The following is a 16,937-nucleotide window of genomic DNA, read 5'->3' as shown; positions in this document are numbered from 1 at the left end:
GTCAAAGATGAAGAACCATTCCACAGGCATCGCATGGGCGATGCAGTTGTCCCGAATCCTGGTTACCGTGTTGGTCGTGGCGGCTGCTGTATGGGCCGCGTTCCGGCTCTGGGACCACTACGAAATGGCGCCATGGACCCGCGATGGCCGCGTGCGCGCCAACGTCGTCCAGATCGCCCCCGACGTCTCGGGCCTGGTCACGGCGGTGCCCATCCACGACAACCAGCCGATCGCCAAGGGTGCGCTGTTGTTCGAGGTCGATCGGGCGCGCTTCGAACTCGCACTCCGTCAGGCCCAAGCCGTACTGGCCGCACAGCGCGTCACGCTCGGCCAAGCGCGACGCGAGGACGCGCGGAACACGGGACTCGAGACGCTGGTCTCGCAGGAAGTACGCGAGCAGACGCGCGCACGTCTCGACCAGGCACAGGCCGCAGTGGCGCAGGCCACGGTGGCGGTCGATGCGGCGGCGCTGAACCTCGAGCGTGCGCAGGTGCGGGCGCCAGCCGGGGGGCTCGTCACCAACCTCGATCTGAGGCAAGGCAGCTACGCAACGGCGGGACGGCCGGCATTGGCGTTGGTGGACGGTGACTCGTTCTACGTCGAAGGCTATTTCGAAGAGACCAAGTTGCCTCGCATCCATACAGGCGACCGCGTGCGCGTGACACAGATGGGCGGCGGCGCCGTCCTGGGCGGCACGGTCGAAAGCGTGGCCGCCGGCATCGCGGAACGCGACCGCAGCACCGGCACCAACCTGCTCCCGAGCGTGAACCCGACCTTCAACTGGGTGCGGCTGGCGCAACGGATTCCCGTGCGCGTTCGCCTCGACGCGTTGCCCGAAGGCGCTCGTTTGATCGCGGGCCAGACGGTGACGGTGCAGGTGGTCGAGAAGACCACTGGCAGCACGCACGCGGCCAACGCTGAGGCGCACGAAGGATGAACCCGAATCGTCATCTTGTGTTGCGGCTGATTTCGTTGCTCGCTGCGATGGGCCTCGCGGCCTGCGGTACCGCGCCGGTCGGCCCCGACTACCGACAGCCCGATGAAGCGCTTGCGAGCCAGGTCTCGGCCGCGCGGCCCTTTGCCGGCGTCGAAGCGACTGGGCACGCCACCGCCAAGGCTTCAAGCCATCCCTTCTCGTCCGAACCATTGCCGTCTGACTGGTGGCGGCTCTACGAGGACCCCGTGCTCGATCGACTCGTCGCGCAGGCGCTGGCCCACAACACGGACTTGCGGCAGGCAGCCGCGAACCTCGAACGAGCGCGCGCCAACGAGGCGGAGGTCGCTGGCGCGAAAAAGCCAGGCGTCGCCTTCGAGGGCGCGCCGGTGTTCGGACACGAGTCGGGCCTGTCGTATTTGCAGCCGGGCTACGTACCGCCGAACGAGTTTCTCTACAACGCCGGCTTTGCGCTGTCCTATCAACTCGATCTGTTCGGCCAGATTCGACGGTCCGTCGAAGCGGCCGAGGCCGGCACCGGCGCCGCCGAGGCCGGTCGCGACCTCGTGAGAGTGAACGTGGCCGCCGGTACCGCGCGTGCCTATGCGCAGTCCTGCGCGCTGGGCCTGCGCCTGCGGGTCGCGCAGAAGTCGGTTCAGTTGCAGGCAGAGGCAGTCGATGTTTCTGAACGATTGCACAGTGCAGGGCGCGTCGCCGCCATCGACGAAGCGCGTGCGCGCGCCCAACTGGAACAACTGAAGTCCGCGCTGCCGCCGCTACAGGCAGAGCATGACAGCGCGCTTTTTCGACTCGCGACGCTCACGGGATCGATGCCGCGCGACTTCCCGGCCGACGTCGCCGCGTGCACCGAGCCACCGCGCGTGGCAGGCACCATTCCAGTTGGCGACGGCGCCGCGCTCTTGCGTCGACGGCCAGACATCCGACAGGCGGAGCGCAGTCTGGCGCAAGCCACCGCGAACATCGGCGTGGCCACTGCAGACCTCTATCCGAAGGTCACGCTCGGCCTGGCTGCTGCATCCGCCGGGCCGACCAGCGGCTTTGGCCATGGCGACACGATCAACTGGAGCCTGGGTCCGCTGATCTCATGGTCGCTGCCCGTCAACGGCATAGCGCAAGCCCGTATCGCGAAGGCCGATGCCGACACGCGCGCAGCACTCGCGAAGTTCGACGGCACCGTGCTCACGGCGCTGCGCGAAACCGAAACGGCGCTCAGTGCGTATGCCCGCGAACTCGACCGCAGCGCCGCGCTGGAAGCCGCGCGCGAACAGAGCGCCATCGTGGCGACACAGGCGCGGCAGCTCTATCGCAATGGCAAGACCGGCTATCTCGAGGCGCTGGATGCCGAGCGTGTGCTCGCAACCAGCGAGTCGGCGCTTGCCGCATCCGATGCGCAACTGGCCGACAAACAGGTCGCGCTGTTCCTTGCATTGGGCGGGGGCTGGTGATGTCGAGTCCCAATGCATCACGCCCGGTTCACGCGCCGCTCTGGCTCCTCGCGCTGGCGACCTTCAGCGGCACGCTGGGCATGCATATCTTCGTGCCCGCGTTGCCGAGCGCCGCCGCAGACCTGGGCACGGGCATCGCGGCGATGCAGAGCACGGTCAGCCTCTACATCCTCGGCCTTGCCACCGGGCAACTGTTCTACGGGCCGCTGGCTGACTGGCTGGGGCGTCGGCCGGTATTGATGGGCGGCCTTGCGCTCTACACGGTGGCCGGTCTTGTCGCGGCCTTGGCGCCGCAGGTTCACGTCCTGATTGCGGCGCGCCTCTTCCAGGCACTCGGCGGCTGTGCCGGACTCGTGCTGGGCCGGACGATCGTTCGCGACACGGCGGCGCCGTCCGAGGCCGCGCGGCGGCTCGCATTGATGAACCTGATGATCACCGCGGGCCCGAGCCTTGCACCGATCGCGGGTGGTGCATTGGCGACGACATGGGGTTGGCGTTCCGTCTTCCTTGCGCTCACCGGTTTGGGCGTCGTGTGCCTGTTCTTCGCATGGCGCATGCTGCCGGAAACGGGTACGCCGTCTTCAGGCAGTGGCGTCTCGGTGCTTGCGCGCAACTATCGCCGCCTGCTGGGTTCGCGGGCCTTCCTCGGCTTTTCGGTGGGAGGAGGCTGCGCCACGACGTCCATGTATGCGTTCATCGCCTCTGCGCCGTTCATCTTCGTGAATCAGCTGCATCGCTCAGTGCACGAATCAGGCATCTACATCGCCTTCCTGGTGTCCGGCATGTGGCTCGGCAGTGCGTTGACGAGTCGTCTCATCGCAAAGGTCAGTCTCGATCGTCTTCTGATCCGCGCCAATGCCGTGAGCGTGCTGGCCGCGTTTGCGTTCCTTGCGGCGGTCTTGTTGGACCACCTGTCGGTGCCGCTGATCATCGGGACCATGTTTCTCTTCACCGTCGGCGTGGGCAGTGCTTCGCCCGCGGCTCTGACGCAGGCGATCAGTGTCGACCCGCAGGTCATCGGTTCGGCGTCGGGGCTGTATGGCTTCACGCAGATGGCGGTCGGCGCGTTCTGCACCATGCTGGCCGGCATCGGGTCCAACCCCGCGCTGTCGTCGGCACTGGTGCTCGCGGCCTCGGGCGTGGTGGCGCAGCTTTCTTTCGCGATGGCGCTGCGCAACAGAAGGAAGGCCTGACGTGCCGACCTCGTGTAGATTCTCGCCATTGCAGCCTGCTTTTCGCGACCATCGTTCCATGTCCGCCATCCCCTCCAATGAAGAACTCGCCAGCCTCGACGAGGAGGCGCTGGTAGCCTATGCAATGGAGTGGCGCGCTCGCGCCTCGCGTGGAGACAAATCGGCCTACGGCGTCGCGCACGCGTTGGAAGTCGAATTGCGCCGGCGCGTCAGGACGAGCTTGATGCAACAGCTCGCCGAAGAGCCACCGGCCCCGCGTCGCCCTTGGTGGAAGCGCTGGGTGGCCGGGAGCTGATCCAGTCTTTCCCTCACGACGCGCGCGTCTATCCTGTGAAACAGCGGTTCGCAGGTAACATGCGTTCCGCAAAGCGTCACCGCTGGAACGACTTGCGAACGAACCACTTCCGATGACCGACTCTCTCTTCACGGCGCGCCGCCACCTTCGTTGCCCGAGGACGCGGTGGTGATATTCACCGGGGACGATCTCTTCGCGATCAAAGTCTTCGCGGCCGCTTCGCCGGTCGCGGGACTGGCGGCCTACGCACATGTCAGGGCCCGACGTCGGCGCGCGCGCGCCGCCATCGCGGAAAGCGTGCGCCACTTTGCCCGAACCGCAATCATCGAAATACAAGCCTCGGCCGCCGTGGATTCCGGCTCCGTCAGCATCGAGCTCACGCCGCACCTGCTCGCCTGTCTCGCCGCGGCCAACAGCGCGCATCTTCCAGGCTATTCGACACCCGACTCGGTGATGATGGCGCCGGCCGTCGAGGCCATCTGGAAGACTCGGCGGCTGATGGAGACCGTCGAGTTCCAGGCGCCCAGCAAACTGATCGTGTCGCGAGAATTCGTGACGGTGCGGTCGTCGTCGAAGGGGATCGAAAGCATCCGCGTGCCATTGCGAGAGTTGCTGGACGCGCACCGCACGACGGCGAAAGGGCTGCCGCTCTACTGCGGGGCGGAAGACGAGATCCAGTCCACCCGTCGGCACGTGCTGCGGGTTGGCCCCGCCCGGCCGGGCAAGGACTTCTACTGGGTCCGGGCCGCTGGCCGCATCGAACGGGGGGGTTAGGAGTCAGGTGGCAGGAGTCTTCACACGTACAAGCTTGGTTTCGGGTATCCGTTTCGGGATCGGCGCGATTCTTTGCGCACTCGTCGTCGCATGCGGCACATCGCCCAAGGAGAGTTCGCGTCCACGCGCTGCGTCTTCGACGACGGCTGCGCGCGCTGACTCTGCATCTTCTTCATCCAGCGCCGCTTCACCCAAGTTCGCGGCGTCGAAGCCACCGGCGCAGCGCCAGGCGAAACGTCAAGCAAAGGGCAAGGGCAAGACGCGCTCAGCGGCTGCCGGCAAGTCAGGCTCGTCCATTGCACCCAAGGTAGCGGCTTCGCCGGCGCCCGGCACCGCGGCAGGGACGTTCCTGTGGCCCGCCTCAGGCCAGGTCAGTGGGCGATACAACGGTGGCACCAACAAGGGCATCGACATTCGCGGGAATCCTGGCGCCCCCGTCGTGGCTGCGGCAAAGGGACGTGTGGTCTTTGTGGGCTCGTCGCTGAGGGGCTACGGCAATCTGGTCATGGTGAAGCATGACAACGACCTGATGACGGCCTATGCGCACAACCGCAAGATTCTTGTGCGGGAGAACCAGCAAGTGCAGGCCGGCCAGCAGATCGCCGAAATGGGAAACACGGATTCGAACGTCACCAGGCTGCACTTCGAGCTTCGGCGCGGGGGACATGCGGTCGATCCGATGCCGTATCTGAAGGCTGCTGCCCCATCGGCACCCTGAAACACCTAAATTTCGAACTGCGTGGAATTTTGCGCAGTTCACCAGTTGCGATGTGTTGTAGGTCATTTGGCTTCAGTCGCCTCGGTCACACAATCGCGCCAATCCTTATTTGGCTCAACTGTGTCATGGAAGCATCCCACGCTCTCGGTACGTTCCATCGAATCCTCCATGGCCTGTGGGCCGTGCTCACGAAGCCCGTGCCGATGCGGCCGGCCCCGCGAGCCGCGGTACGACGCAGTGTTTCGACGGCGCCGACACGAACCCACAGGGTCGAGCCGCCCGTTGTTTCGCCTGTGGTGCCGGCTGCATCGGTTGTACCTGCCGCACCCACGAAGCCGATGCGCACGCTCGAAGAAGTCCGGGCCGACCTGGCTCGCCTGCGCGAGAAGTCGAGGAAGCGTCAGGTGCAGGCGCCCGTGTCGCGCGACATCGGCTTCGCGCCCACCGACTTCATGGACTTCGCGCAACCGGTGCTCAAGTCCCGCAAGCGGGAAGCACCCGAGTCGAATTTTGCGCCTACCGATTTCTTGAACTTCACCACCTTGAAGGTCCGCGCCGCCCACTAGGAAGCGCGCGCATGGGCGCGTCGCAATGACGTGATCGTGGGCAGGACACCACGCAGCGCAGGCCGGATTGGTGGACACGGACAGCGAGAGTTGGCAATATGCCCATGCCCACGCGGTGGGTTTGTCCAACTTCAAGAAAGTCCAAATGAGAAAGATTCTCCTGCCTGCAAGCTTTGCCCTGATCCAGCTGGTCGCGACGTCGGCCTTTGCGCAGTCCAGCGGTGAAGTAGATCCTGCACAAGGCAAGGCACCGCCGGTGGCGAAGCAGACGCCTGACTCACGAGCTGCCGGTCGCGCCGAGCGCAAGACGACGGGCCAGGAAGCCGCACGTGGCCCGCAGATCGGAGAAGGACAGAGCGAGCCGACGGCGGCGCCGAAGGTGTCGAGGGCCGACCGAAAGGCTGCAAATGCCAAGCGCCGTGCCGCCGCACGCGAAGCCAACAAGGCAGGCGAACTTGCCCGCGGCGGTAACGCCGACGCGCCGGAAAAGCAGAAGCCCTGACGCACCGCGCCAAGGCGCTCACATCGTCACTCGTTCGCCAGCGCGCGCAGGACGTCCAGCAGGACGTTCGCGCCGTTGCGGAGTTCGGACGCCCGCGTGAACTCGCGCGGGTTGTGGCTGATCCCGCCTTGGCTGGGCACGAAGATCATTGCTGCCGGGCAGATGCGCGCCATCATCTGCGCGTCGTGTCCGGCACCCGAGGTCATCCGTCGCTGCGACAGGCAGCGTGATGCGGTGGCCTCCTCGACGCGGCGCACAAGCCGCTGATCGAACACCACGGGGTCGAAGCGAGCCAGCGTTCTGGATTTGATATCGACACCTTGCTCGCGCGCCAGTCGCGCAATGAATTCCCCGAGTTCCCGCTCCGCGCGTTGCAGCGTCGGCTCGTCCGTGTTGCGCATGTCGACGGTCAGCGTCGCGCGCGATGCGATGACGTTGATCAGGTTTGGATGCAGCTCGATCGCCCCGACCGTGCTCACCTGGCCGCCGCCGTAGCGCTCCGCCAACTCGCGCACGAAGACCGCGATCGCCGCCGCGCAGTACCCGGCATCGCGGCGCATGCGCATCGGTGTCGTGCCTGCATGGTTCGATTGGCCGATGATCGTGATCTCCTGCCATGAGATGCCCTGCAGATCCTGCACGGCGCCAATCGCGAAACCCTCGGCTTCGAGCACGGGACCTTGCTCGATGTGCAACTCCACGAAGGCGTGCGGCCTCAGCGTGCCGCAAGGCATGTCGCCGGCGTAGCCGATGCGTCGCAGCTCGTCGCCGAGTCGCGCGCCGTCCGTACCCTTCGTGTCCAGGGCCTGCTGCAAGGGATAGCCGCCCGCATGGACCAGCGAGCCCATCATGTCTGGCATGAAGCGAACGCCTTCCTCGTTGGTGAAAGCCGCGACGACCAGCGGGCGCCTGGTCGTCACGCCGTGACGATCGAGCCATCGCATGACTTCGAGGCCCGCCATCACGCCGTAGATGCCGTCGTATCGGCCGCCGGTGGCAACGGTGTCGATGTGCGAACCGGTCATCACCGGCGCTGCGTCGTCGATGCCGGCCCGGATCCCGAAGATGTTCCCGATCTCGTCGATGCGCACGTCGAGGCCGAGATCCTTCATCCAGCGCACGAGTTGATCGCGCCCGGCCTTGTCCGCATCAGTCAGTGCGACGCGGCTGACCCCGCCGCCGTCGATCGCGCCGATGCGGGCGTGCGCTTCGATGCGCGCCATGAGGTCAGCTTCGGCAATGCCTTCGCGTGAAAGCCAGTCGGCTTGCGCGGCAAGCACTGCGTCGGCGGATTGCCCAGCGGCCGATGCATACACGGCCGGCGCGGTCGCGCCTTCGGTATTCACCAGCAGCACGCGGGACGACGCGTCGAGCCCGATGCGACGCGCCATATCCGGATCGGCCATCGCCGCCATCAGGCCGGCCAGCCCTGCCGCGCCGGATTCGCCAGCGAGAACGGGCACGTCCCCGGCGACGCCTTCGGCGAGCGCGCGCATCGCCTGCACCGCCTGGTCGTCGGTCACGGTCATGAAGAAATCCACCGTCGGCTGCAGGAAGCGCCAGGCCAGCGGCGATGTCTCCCCACAGGCCAGCCCGGCCATCAATGAGTCCACCGAGCCGGTGGCGCGATCGGCGCGGCCGCTGCGCGCGCTCTGCAGCAGGCAGTCGGCCTGCTCGGGCTCGACGACAACGAACACGGGCCGCTCGGCGCCATAGCGCTCCCACAACGGGGCAACCATGCCGGCTGCCAATCCGCCGACCCCGCCTTGCAGGAATACATGCGTGAACGGGCTGGCGGGGCCGGCCGGCGCATCGTCGAGCAGTTCGTCGGCGATCACCCCATAACCCTGCATCACGTCGCGAGGGATGTCTTCATAGCCTTCGTACGAAGTGTCGGACACGACGGTCCACCCGTTGCGCGCCGCGAGTCGCGCGGCTTCCTGCACCGATTCGTCGTAGTTGCCTGCGATGCGCACGATCTCCGCACCCAGGGCCGCGATCGGTGCTTCCCGTTCGGGGCTGACATGCGCATGCAGCACGATCACGCACCGGCATCCGACGCTCTGTGCCGCGGCAGCGAGTGCGCGTCCGTGGTTGCCGTCGGTCGCGCTGATGACGACGAGATCGCGCAAGGCATCGGCATGCCGACCGGCCAGCAGATCGTCGGGCTTGAGATCCGGCCGTCGTCGCAGGATCAATCGCAACAGGGCGACGGGCGCGCCCAGCACCTTGAAGCTGCCGAGCGGCGATCGCTTCGATTCGTCCTTGATCTCGATCTGCGCCAGCGACATGCGCGGCAAGCTCCAAAGCGGCGTCGCGCCCGGATGAAGTTGATGCCACGGCGACAACCAACGCCGGCATTCGCGAGCGCGGTCGGCGTTCATGATCTCTTTCAGCGCGTCGTCGTAGGGCTGGCGGCGGGCTTGCGGGTTGGCGAACAGCATGTCAGTTGTCACTTTGGGGAAGCTTGATGCGAGCGATCTCGGCGAAGTAGCGGGCGCCGATAGGCAGCAGTGCGTCGTTGAAGTCGTAGCGTGCGTTGTGCAGCGGGATGGCGCCGGCGCTGTCGCCGTCGCCATTGCCGATGAAGACGAAGGCGCCCGGCACCGCGCGAAGGAAGGCGCCGAAGTCTTCGGAAATCATCATCGGCGGCACCTGTGCATCGACCTTGTCGGCGCCGACGACGGCCGTGGCCGCCGCGATCGCCACAGGCACGCATTGGGGCCAGTTGATGGTCGGCGCGAACTCGTGCGTGTACTCGACCTCGCAAGACGCGCCGTGCGCGCCGCAAATGCCATCGCAGATCTCGCGCATGCGCCGCTCCAGCAGGGCCTGGACTTCGAGTGAATAGCTGCGCGTGTCGCCCTTGATCATCACGTGCGTCGGGATCGCATTGCGAATGCCGTCGGTGATGAACTCGGTGCAGGAGATGACGGCCGGCTGACCGGGCTCCAATGAACGCGAGACGACCGTCTGCAATGCGAGGACGATCTCGGCGCCGATCACCAACGGATCGATCGCCATCTGCGGTCTCGCCGCATGGCCGCCGCGGCCCTTGATGCGGATCACGAAGTTGTCCTCGCTCGCCATCAGGCCGCCGACGCGCGTCGCGATGTGGCCGGTGGGCATGCCCGGGATGTTGTGCGCGCCGTAGATCTCGTCGACGGGGAAGCGCTCGAACAGGCCGTCGGCCATCATCGCGGCCGCGCCTCGGCCGTGCTCTTCGGCGGGCTGGAAGATGAAACGGACAGTTCCCGAGAAATCCCGCCGTTGCGCAAGCAGTTGCGCAGCACCCAGCAGCATCGCCATGTGGCCGTCATGTCCGCAGGCATGCATGCAGCCCGCATGGAGCGAGGCGTGCGCCCGGCCTTCGGCGGCTTCCGCTATGGCGAGGGCATCCATGTCGGCGCGCAGGCCAATCACCCCTCGGCCATCACCCACGCTGAGATTGCCCACGACGCCGGTCCCCCCGATGCCGCGATGCACTTCGAGCCCCAGCAACCCCAGCACCCGCGCGATGTAGTCCGCCGTGCGCTTCTCGTCGAAGCCCATCTCGGGATGGCGGTGCAGGTGGTGGCGCCAGCTTTGCAGTAGTTTTTCGAAATCGGAGTCGGACATCGGACTTCTCTCGACAAGGTGGGAGTCGAAGGATAGTTCGACGCGACGGATTCGCGTGATTTCGTGGGGGATTGCCCGCCCGTGCGGGCTCAGCGGCGCACAGCAGCGCTATGCAAGGCGGTCCAAGGCGTCCAGATCTTCGGCGGCCAGGGCGAGTGTTGCAGACGCGAGGTTCTCCCTGAGATGCGCGATCGATGACGTGCCCGGAATGAGCAGCACGTTCGGCGAGCGGCGCAGGAGCCACGCGAGGGCGACCTGCATCGGCGTCGCGCCGAGTCGTGCGGCCACATCGCTCAGGGCGCTCGACTGCAGTGGTGTGAAGCCACCCAGCGGGAAGTAGGGCACATAGGCCGTGTCGCTGGCGGCGAGCTGGTCGATCAGGGCGTCATCGTCGCGGTGCGCGAGGTTGTAGTGGTTCTGCACGCAGACGATCCGGGTGATCGTGCGGCCCTGCGCTATCTGGGCGGGCGTGACGTTGCTCAGGCCGATGTGCCGGATCAGTCCGCGGTGCTGCAGTTCGGCCAGTGCACTCAGGGGCGCCTCGATCGATCCCTCGGCCGGGCCGTGAACATCGAACATGGCGCGCAGGTTCACGACCTCGAGCACGTCCAGACCGAGGTTGCGCAGGTTGTCGTGCACAGCGCGTTCCAGGTCCGCGGCGGAGAAGGCCGGGTTCCACGATCCGTCGTTGCCGCGGCAAGCGCCGACCTTCGTGACGATGACCAGGTCGTCGCGATAGGGATGCAGCGCCTTGCGAATCAGCTGGTTGGTGATGTGCGGCCCATAGAAGTCGCTGGTGTCGAGATGGCTGACGCCCTGGGCGATGGCCTCCCGCAGTACTGCGAGCGCGGCTCTCTCGTCCTTGGGTGGGCCGAAGACACCGGGGCCGGCGAGTTGCATGGCACCGTAGCCCAGACGGTTGACGGTGCGGGAGCCAAGGCGGTAGGTGCCTGCGAGATGAATGTCGGTCATGGAACAGTCCTTCAATGGATGGGATGCCACGAATCTAGAACTGCAAGCACTGCGCGACAATCCATTGCAATCTGCACAGGCCGTGCGGAAATCAGGACAGTCGATGGATGATCTGGCAGACCTCACCGCCTTTCTGGCAGTTGCCCGTGAGGGCGGATTCCGCGGCGCAGCGCGTGTGGCTGGTACCAGTGCATCGCGCATGAGTGACGCGGTCCGTCGGCTCGAGACCCGGTTGGGCGTCCGCCTGCTTCATCGCACCACGCGCAGCGTTGCGCCGACGGACGCCGGAGCGCGCCTTCTGGAGCGGCTGGCGCCAGCGCTCGGTGAAGTGCGCTCGGCGCTGGACGTGATGAACGGCTTCCGCGACCGACCGGCCGGTCGCCTGCGGCTCAATGTGCCGGTGAGCGCCGCGCGACTCGTCCTTCCACGGATCGTGCCGCCCTTCCTCGCAAAATACCCCGACATATGCCTCGAGGTGGTCGCGGAAGATCGTTTCGTCGATGTGCTGGCCGAAGGCTGCGATGCGGGCATTCGCTATGAGGAACGGCTCGAGCAGGACATGGTTGCCGTTCCCATCGGTCCTCGTGTGCAGCGCTTCGCGACCGCCGCGTCGCCGGCCTACCTCGATCGCTGTGGCCGCCCTGTGCACCCGCGCGAGCTGCTGGAACACGCCTGCCTGCGCGGGCGCTTCGCGAGCGGGACGATGAACGCGTGGGAGTTCGAATGCGGCGGCGAGTTGATCAAGGTTGATCCGAAGGGGCCGTTGATCGTCGGCATTGGTGCGACCACCGACCTCGCGGTAGATGCCGCCGTGGCTGGCAGCGGGATCGTCTACCTGTTCGAGGACTGGCTGCGTCCCTACATCGAACGCGGCGAACTGGAGCCCGTGCTCGAACCTTGGTGGCCGAGCTTCTCCGGACCCTTTCTCTACTTCTCCGGCCGTCGGCACCTGCCAGCGCCACTGCGCGCCTTCGTCGACTTCGCCAAGGCGATGCAGCCCTGGGCCTGAGCCTTGCTCCCTCCAAAAATGGTCACCTCTGAAAGCTCCAACCTTCCGTCGCTCGCGGACCTCGCGCAACGTGTCGCCGCCATATTGATAGAGCGCAAGGAAACGATTGCGGTCGTGGAATCGTCGGCCGGCGGGCTTGTTTCGGCCGCACTGCTTGCCGTACCGGGCGCGTCACGTTTCTTCCTTGGTGGCGCGGTCGTCTACTCAAGGCGTGCGGGCAAGGCGCTGCTCGGTCTCACGACGGCCGACGTCGCGGGCATTCGCGCAGAAACCGAGCCCTACGCTGTCATGATCGCAGGCAAGATGCGCGACAGTCATCGCGCGTCGTGGGGTATCAGTGAAAGCGGCGCGGCTGGGCCCTCGGGCAGTCCCTATGGCGATGCGCCGGGACACGTGTGCGTCGCCGTCGTTGGCGCGACCACGCTGAGCAGGACCATCGAGACTGGCAGCGGTGATCGTGCGGCGAACATGGACTTGTTCGGGCGCCAACTTCTTGTGCTGTTCGAAGAGGCATTGCTTGCGGGGAACGGCTGAAGCGGCGCGCACCCGCTCACCAAAAGCGCCAGAACGGCCGCCGACGGGCTGGCGCCGACTCGAGCGAAGCGCTCATTGTCGATGGAGTTCCGAAGCGCCGCCGCACTTCGGCCTCATGCTGGTGGGCCGCGCCCCTCGCATTGCGGTGACCGCGCAATGCAAGCAGCCGAAGCTGGTGTGCGCGATCCAGCAGTTCCTCGTCGGACAGTTCACCCGGTTCAGTCATGCCTCGATTTTGCACACGGTCCCGCCTGCAGGCCAGTCTGGAGTGACGCGAAGTTGTTTTGCCGTTGAAAGCGATGGTGCAAGACCGGGTCAACCCGCGCTCCTTGGCGACCCTTCATGCCCGGGCCGCCAAGAGCCGGTTCACAACGCTGACTTGCGCGCCTGCCGCCCGGCCAGGTATTCCAAGCCGAAGATGTTGGCCATCTCGCTGTGGCCGATGCGATTGCCGCTGCGCCACTGCATCAATGACTGAAACGCCACGTGCGAGGGGTTGTAGTTGTACCAGGGGTGGACCGCGATCGCGTTCCCGGATACCTCATGCTTCTTGCCCCGGATATCGGTTGCAACGATGCGGCAGTTCATGGGGTTGAGGTTCGCGCCGTATCCGTCGACGGCGGCCGAAACGAGGCCGTAAACGGCGCCATCCTCCATCACGTAGCCATTCCGCAGGCTCTCGTACACCGTCTGGCCGTTCTGGACGTCCAGGAGCATCGTGAGGTGAATGCCGTAGTCTTCACCGAAGGCTGCGGAGATCCAACCGACGGCGCGCTTGCTGGTTTCCGTTCGCCGGCTCCAGCTGTGGTCGACGCAGTCATAGCAGTTCACTTCGTAGCGCTTGTCACGCAGGACCAGATGTCCGGTGATATGACCGAGCAGTTCGAAATGTCCGCTCGGATCGTTGGGGTCGGTCGAAGGGTTGCCCCACTGCGTACCGAGCCGCTCGTCGAATGTGTGGCCGGCATCGGTTTTCAGCAGCGGGTTCTGGTCCGGGTCGCCGGCGTCGAAGGGCTCGTGCAGACCCCGGAACCGGAGGTCGAACGAGCATCCCCCTCCCAGCTTGTATTCGTATTGGAAGTGCACCTCGCTCGGCGGCTTGGTCACGTGGACTCGCAGGCCGCTTTCCAATTCGTAGTTGGTGAAATTGTCGGGGCAGGGCAGGTGCATCTGCGCGTCGCTGAAATCCACCTCGTGGGGATGGAAGCGGAACCCCTGCACGATCCCGACCGACGACAGAGCCACGCCGAGATTGGGACGCGCGGCGATGTAAAGATTCCCGAGGATGCCTGCCTCTGGCACCGAGAAGCTCAGTGGTGTGGTTTCGGTCCAGCGCCAGTTGTCTCGACTCACCGGATGGAATTCGGAGTCCTTGCTAGTGATCATTTCTTGAATCTCCAGTAGATCGTCATCAGGCGAGCGGGCCGGTGGATTTCTCGAGCGCGGTCCAGGCCTCTTCGCCCATCTTGGCTCGCCAGTCCTTGTAGTAGCCCGCCTGCCTCAGCTTCTCGCGGAAAGGCGCGATGTCGATGTCGTTGAACTTGAGGCCGGCGGCTTCGAGCTTGGACTTCACGTCTGCGTTCAGCTTGCGCATGTCCTCGCGCTGCTGCAGGCCTGCCGCGTTGATGTTGCGGGTAATGATGTCCTGGACGTCGGCCGGCAAGCCCATGAACTGCGTGCGGTTGGCGCTGATCAGCATGCCTTCCCAGCAGTGATTCGTGAGCGCGATGTACTTCTGGACCTCATAGAGCTTTGCCGTATAGACGTTTGCAAGAGGATTCTCCTGTCCGTCGACCAGCTTCGTCTGGAGCGACGTGTACAGCTCCGAGAAGTTCATGCTCACGGGTGCCGCGCCCAGTGCCTTGAACATCGAGAAGAACATCGGCAGTACCGGCACCCGGATCTTCAGGCCTTGCATGTCCGAGAGCGCGAGCACGGGCTTGCTGCCGCTGGAGACGGTGCGGAAACTGAGGTCCCAGTACTTCTCGAAGATGTGGATGTTCACGGCGGCCGCGGCCTTGCGCGCAACCTTTCCGAGATCTCCATCCACGGCGTTCCAGATGGACGGGTAGTCCTTGAAGGCAAAGCCCAGGGCGCTGGCACCCACGGCCGGGGACAGGGTCGTCATGAAAGAGGCCGACGTGGTGTACAGATCGAGCGCACCGGAGCGCACCTGCGAGAGCATGTCGGTGTCGCCGCCGAGTTGGCTCGAAGGGAAGTATTGGATCGAGATACGACCCTTCGATTCGGCATTGATCCGCTTCGCCGCTTCGAGTGCGTTCACGCTCAGGGGGTGGTCCGGCGGGGCGAAGGAACCCCATTTGAGATCGAACTCGGCAGCCTTCGCGAGGCCGCTTGCTGCGAAGAGCGGTGCTCCGACGGTAGCGGCGAGGAAGGAGCGACGTTGGATGGTCATGATGTCTCCAGTGAGGATTCGCTGCCAGATGGCTGGCAACGGTGGGTCGAACAAGAGGCGGCGGCTACAGGAAGCCCGTTGAAATCCAGGGAACGGCGGCGACCAGCAGCAGGCCGGCGAGCAGTGCACCGAGGTACGGCCACATGGAGTGCATGGCGTCGGTCGGAGGCACCTTCCCGATGGCACATGCGATGAAGTAGCCGATACCCAAGGGCGGAGCAAACACGCCGATACCCATGGAGAGGATCACCACCATCGTGTACTGGACTTCATGGATACCGAAGGAACGGGCGATGGGAAACACCAGCGGCGCAAACAGCACGAGTGCTGGAATACCTTCGAGGACACTGCCCATCACGACGAACGCTGCGATCGAGATGAGCAGGAACCCCCATCTCCCACCCGGAACTCCGGACATCATCGATGCGAGCTGCGTCGAAAAACCCGATTGAGTCAGAGCCCAGCCCATTGCACTGGCGGCCCCGATGATGAACAGAATGGCGCCGGACATCGATGCCGTCTCGACGATCAGTCCATAGACCCGGCGCCATGCGAATTGCCGGTAGACGAAGACACCCAATAGCACGGTGTAGACAATGCCGATGGTGGACACTTCCGTTGCGGTCGCGATGCCTTCGGTGACCACGAATCGGATAACGAAGGGCAGCGTGAGCGCCGGCAGGGCGACGAGGAAGGCCTTGCCGATGACATGCCGCGATGACTTCACCGCCATGCTCATGTCATCCCCTCGTGAACGGAAGTACGCCAGGAGGGCCAGTGCGACGGCAAGCACGAGCGCCGGTAGCAGTCCGCCGGTAAAGAGGGCCGATATCGAAATGCTGGTGACGGAGCCGACCGTGATGAGGACGAGGCTTGGGGGGATCGTCTCTGCCATCGCGCCGGAGGTCGCCAGCACTGCCACCATTTCGCCGGGCTTTTGCCCTCGCTTCTTCATCTCTGGGAAGAGCACGGGAGCCACTGCGGCCATGTCGGCGACCTTCGATCCGGAAATTCCCGAAACGAGATACATGCCCCCGAGAAGAACGTAGTTCAGTCCCCCGCGCACGTGGCCGATGAGGGCCACCAGGAAGCCGACCATCGCACGTGCCAGCCCCGCGACCTCCATCAGAGCACCGAGCAGTACGAACAGCGGTACGGCCAACAGAATCAAGTGTGAAGAACCTTCCTCCATGCGTCCGATGATCACTGTTGAGGGTGCGCGTGTCGCCAGGAGGACGTAGGCGAGCGTCGCAATCCCGAAGGAGAAGCCGATGGGAACTCCCAGGAGCAGCGACGCCGTCACGATCAGCGCGAAAAAGACGAGCAGATTCCAGTTGCCGACGGACTTCATAGAAGGGGCGAAGAGATAGAGGGCAGCGGCCGCACAGCCGACGACAGCGAATGCGATCCCGACGTCGCGAATGCTGGAAGTCCGCCAGAGTCGCGCCAACGCGATGATGATCATCATGGCAAAGCCGACAGGAAGCGCGGCGACTCGCAGGCTGTTGGGAATGCCCAGCGCAGGTGTGGTGATCATGTGCTCGTGGACGGCAAATTGCACCGCAGGAGCGATCAGGACAACGAGGAACACAAGCGCGATCACCAGGCCGAAGGCTTCCGCCAGGGTCCGAGACCGCATGCTCATGCGTTCAAGCAGGAAGGTGAGTCGCATGTGCTCGCCCCGATGAAAGGCGATGGCCGACCCGAGCATTCCGATCCAGAGGAAAAGGACGCTGGCGAGTTCGTCGGTCCAGCCGATGGGGCTGTGGAACAGGTAGCGGGAGACGACGCCCGACAGGAGGATGACGATCTCCGCCAGGATGAACACCACCGCCGGAATTTCCAGCACGTAGCGGAGCACGCGTTCAGGGCCGGTGGAGACGCTTGACCGGATTGACATTGGCGTATCGATGGTGCTCATCTTTGCCCCTGTTTGCAGG

At 65.1% G+C, this 16,937-nt stretch carries 16 protein-coding genes and 1 pseudogene; 10 read left to right on the top strand and 7 right to left on the bottom strand.

Annotation, left to right across the window (positions count from 1 at the left end; genetic code table 11):
• The first annotated feature begins 7 nt into the window (after window positions 1-7).
• The 8 genes from AC1DHL_RS00410 to AC1DHL_RS00375 all read left to right on the top strand — a co-directional run bounded on the left by AC1DHL_RS00410 (window position 8) and on the right by AC1DHL_RS00375 (window position 6,448).
• Window positions 8-937, top strand: coding sequence for an efflux RND transporter periplasmic adaptor subunit (locus AC1DHL_RS00410; protein WP_478159788.1), 930 nt, complete (start codon window positions 8-10; stop codon window positions 935-937).
• The gene (locus AC1DHL_RS00405; RefSeq protein ID WP_478159786.1) at window positions 934-2,400 is read left to right on the top strand and encodes an efflux transporter outer membrane subunit; all 1,467 of its coding nucleotides are present in this window, start codon (window positions 934-936) and stop codon (window positions 2,398-2,400) included. The genes AC1DHL_RS00410 and AC1DHL_RS00405 overlap by 4 nt, the downstream gene beginning before the upstream one ends.
• Window positions 2,400-3,593, top strand: coding sequence for a multidrug effflux MFS transporter (locus tag AC1DHL_RS00400; RefSeq protein WP_478159784.1), 1,194 nt, complete (start codon window positions 2,400-2,402; stop codon window positions 3,591-3,593). The genes AC1DHL_RS00405 and AC1DHL_RS00400 overlap by 1 nt, the downstream gene beginning before the upstream one ends.
• Before the next feature lie 58 nt (window positions 3,594-3,651).
• On the top strand, window positions 3,652-3,888 hold the full coding sequence (locus AC1DHL_RS00395) for a hypothetical protein (RefSeq protein ID WP_478096606.1): 237 nt from the start codon (window positions 3,652-3,654) through the stop codon (window positions 3,886-3,888).
• Between the two features lie 150 nt (window positions 3,889-4,038).
• On the top strand, window positions 4,039-4,662 hold the full coding sequence (locus AC1DHL_RS00390; RefSeq protein ID WP_478096608.1) for a hypothetical protein: 624 nt from the start codon (window positions 4,039-4,041) through the stop codon (window positions 4,660-4,662).
• Window positions 4,663-4,696: 34 nt separating this feature from the next.
• Window positions 4,697-5,380, top strand: coding sequence for a murein hydrolase activator EnvC family protein (locus AC1DHL_RS00385; RefSeq protein WP_478159782.1), 684 nt, complete (start codon window positions 4,697-4,699; stop codon window positions 5,378-5,380).
• 125 nt (window positions 5,381-5,505) lie between these two features.
• Window positions 5,506-5,946, top strand: a complete 441-nt coding sequence (locus AC1DHL_RS00380) for a hypothetical protein (protein ID WP_478159780.1) — start codon at window positions 5,506-5,508, stop codon at window positions 5,944-5,946.
• Window positions 5,947-6,091: 145 nt separating this feature from the next.
• Window positions 6,092-6,448 (top strand): hypothetical protein, encoded by a 357-nt coding sequence (locus AC1DHL_RS00375; protein ID WP_478096614.1) that lies wholly within the window; start codon window positions 6,092-6,094, stop codon window positions 6,446-6,448.
• A gap of 26 nt (window positions 6,449-6,474) precedes the next feature.
• Here the strand turns inward: AC1DHL_RS00375 and AC1DHL_RS00370 are convergent, their stop codons facing one another.
• The 4 genes and pseudogenes from AC1DHL_RS00370 to AC1DHL_RS00355 form a co-directional block, all read right to left on the bottom strand.
• Window positions 6,475-7,671 (bottom strand): M20 family metallo-hydrolase, encoded by a 1,197-nt coding sequence (locus AC1DHL_RS00370; protein ID WP_478096818.1) that lies wholly within the window; start codon window positions 7,669-7,671, stop codon window positions 6,475-6,477.
• Between the two features lie 24 nt (window positions 7,672-7,695).
• Window positions 7,696-8,892, bottom strand: a pseudogene (locus AC1DHL_RS00365) (diaminopropionate ammonia-lyase); the annotation flags it as partial.
• 1 nt (window position 8,893) lies between these two features.
• Window positions 8,894-10,066: a M20 aminoacylase family protein gene (locus tag AC1DHL_RS00360; RefSeq protein WP_478159778.1), complete on the bottom strand. Its 1,173-nt coding sequence runs from the start codon at window positions 10,064-10,066 to the stop codon at window positions 8,894-8,896.
• Window positions 10,067-10,174: 108 nt separating this feature from the next.
• Entirely contained in the window at window positions 10,175-11,038 is an 864-nt protein-coding gene (locus AC1DHL_RS00355; protein ID WP_478159776.1) for an aldo/keto reductase family oxidoreductase, read from the bottom strand.
• A 103-nt stretch (window positions 11,039-11,141) separates the two neighbouring features.
• Here AC1DHL_RS00355 and AC1DHL_RS00350 point away from each other — a divergent pair, with 103 nt between their 5' ends.
• Together AC1DHL_RS00350 and AC1DHL_RS00345 are read left to right on the top strand one after the other, a co-directional pair.
• The gene (locus AC1DHL_RS00350) at window positions 11,142-12,047 is read left to right on the top strand and encodes a LysR family transcriptional regulator (protein WP_478159774.1); all 906 of its coding nucleotides are present in this window, start codon (window positions 11,142-11,144) and stop codon (window positions 12,045-12,047) included.
• Between the two features lie 18 nt (window positions 12,048-12,065).
• Window positions 12,066-12,581, top strand: coding sequence for a CinA family protein (locus AC1DHL_RS00345; RefSeq protein WP_478159772.1), 516 nt, complete (start codon window positions 12,066-12,068; stop codon window positions 12,579-12,581).
• A 366-nt stretch (window positions 12,582-12,947) separates the two neighbouring features.
• On the opposite strand, the gene AC1DHL_RS00340 is transcribed toward AC1DHL_RS00345, so the two are convergent.
• The 3 genes from AC1DHL_RS00340 to AC1DHL_RS00330 all read right to left on the bottom strand — a co-directional run bounded on the left by AC1DHL_RS00340 (window position 12,948) and on the right by AC1DHL_RS00330 (window position 16,897).
• The gene (locus AC1DHL_RS00340; protein ID WP_478159770.1) at window positions 12,948-13,967 is read right to left on the bottom strand and encodes a DUF7064 domain-containing protein; all 1,020 of its coding nucleotides are present in this window, start codon (window positions 13,965-13,967) and stop codon (window positions 12,948-12,950) included.
• Window positions 13,968-13,992: 25 nt separating this feature from the next.
• Window positions 13,993-14,997: a TRAP transporter substrate-binding protein gene (locus tag AC1DHL_RS00335; RefSeq protein ID WP_478159768.1), complete on the bottom strand. Its 1,005-nt coding sequence runs from the start codon at window positions 14,995-14,997 to the stop codon at window positions 13,993-13,995.
• 64 nt (window positions 14,998-15,061) lie between these two features.
• The gene (locus tag AC1DHL_RS00330) at window positions 15,062-16,897 is read right to left on the bottom strand and encodes a TRAP transporter large permease (RefSeq protein WP_478159766.1); all 1,836 of its coding nucleotides are present in this window, start codon (window positions 16,895-16,897) and stop codon (window positions 15,062-15,064) included.
• Window positions 16,898-16,937 lie beyond the last annotated feature (40 nt).

This window comes from Variovorax sp. 10L426 (assembly GCF_056395305.1).
This window is presented reverse-complemented; position numbering and strand designations above follow the sequence as displayed.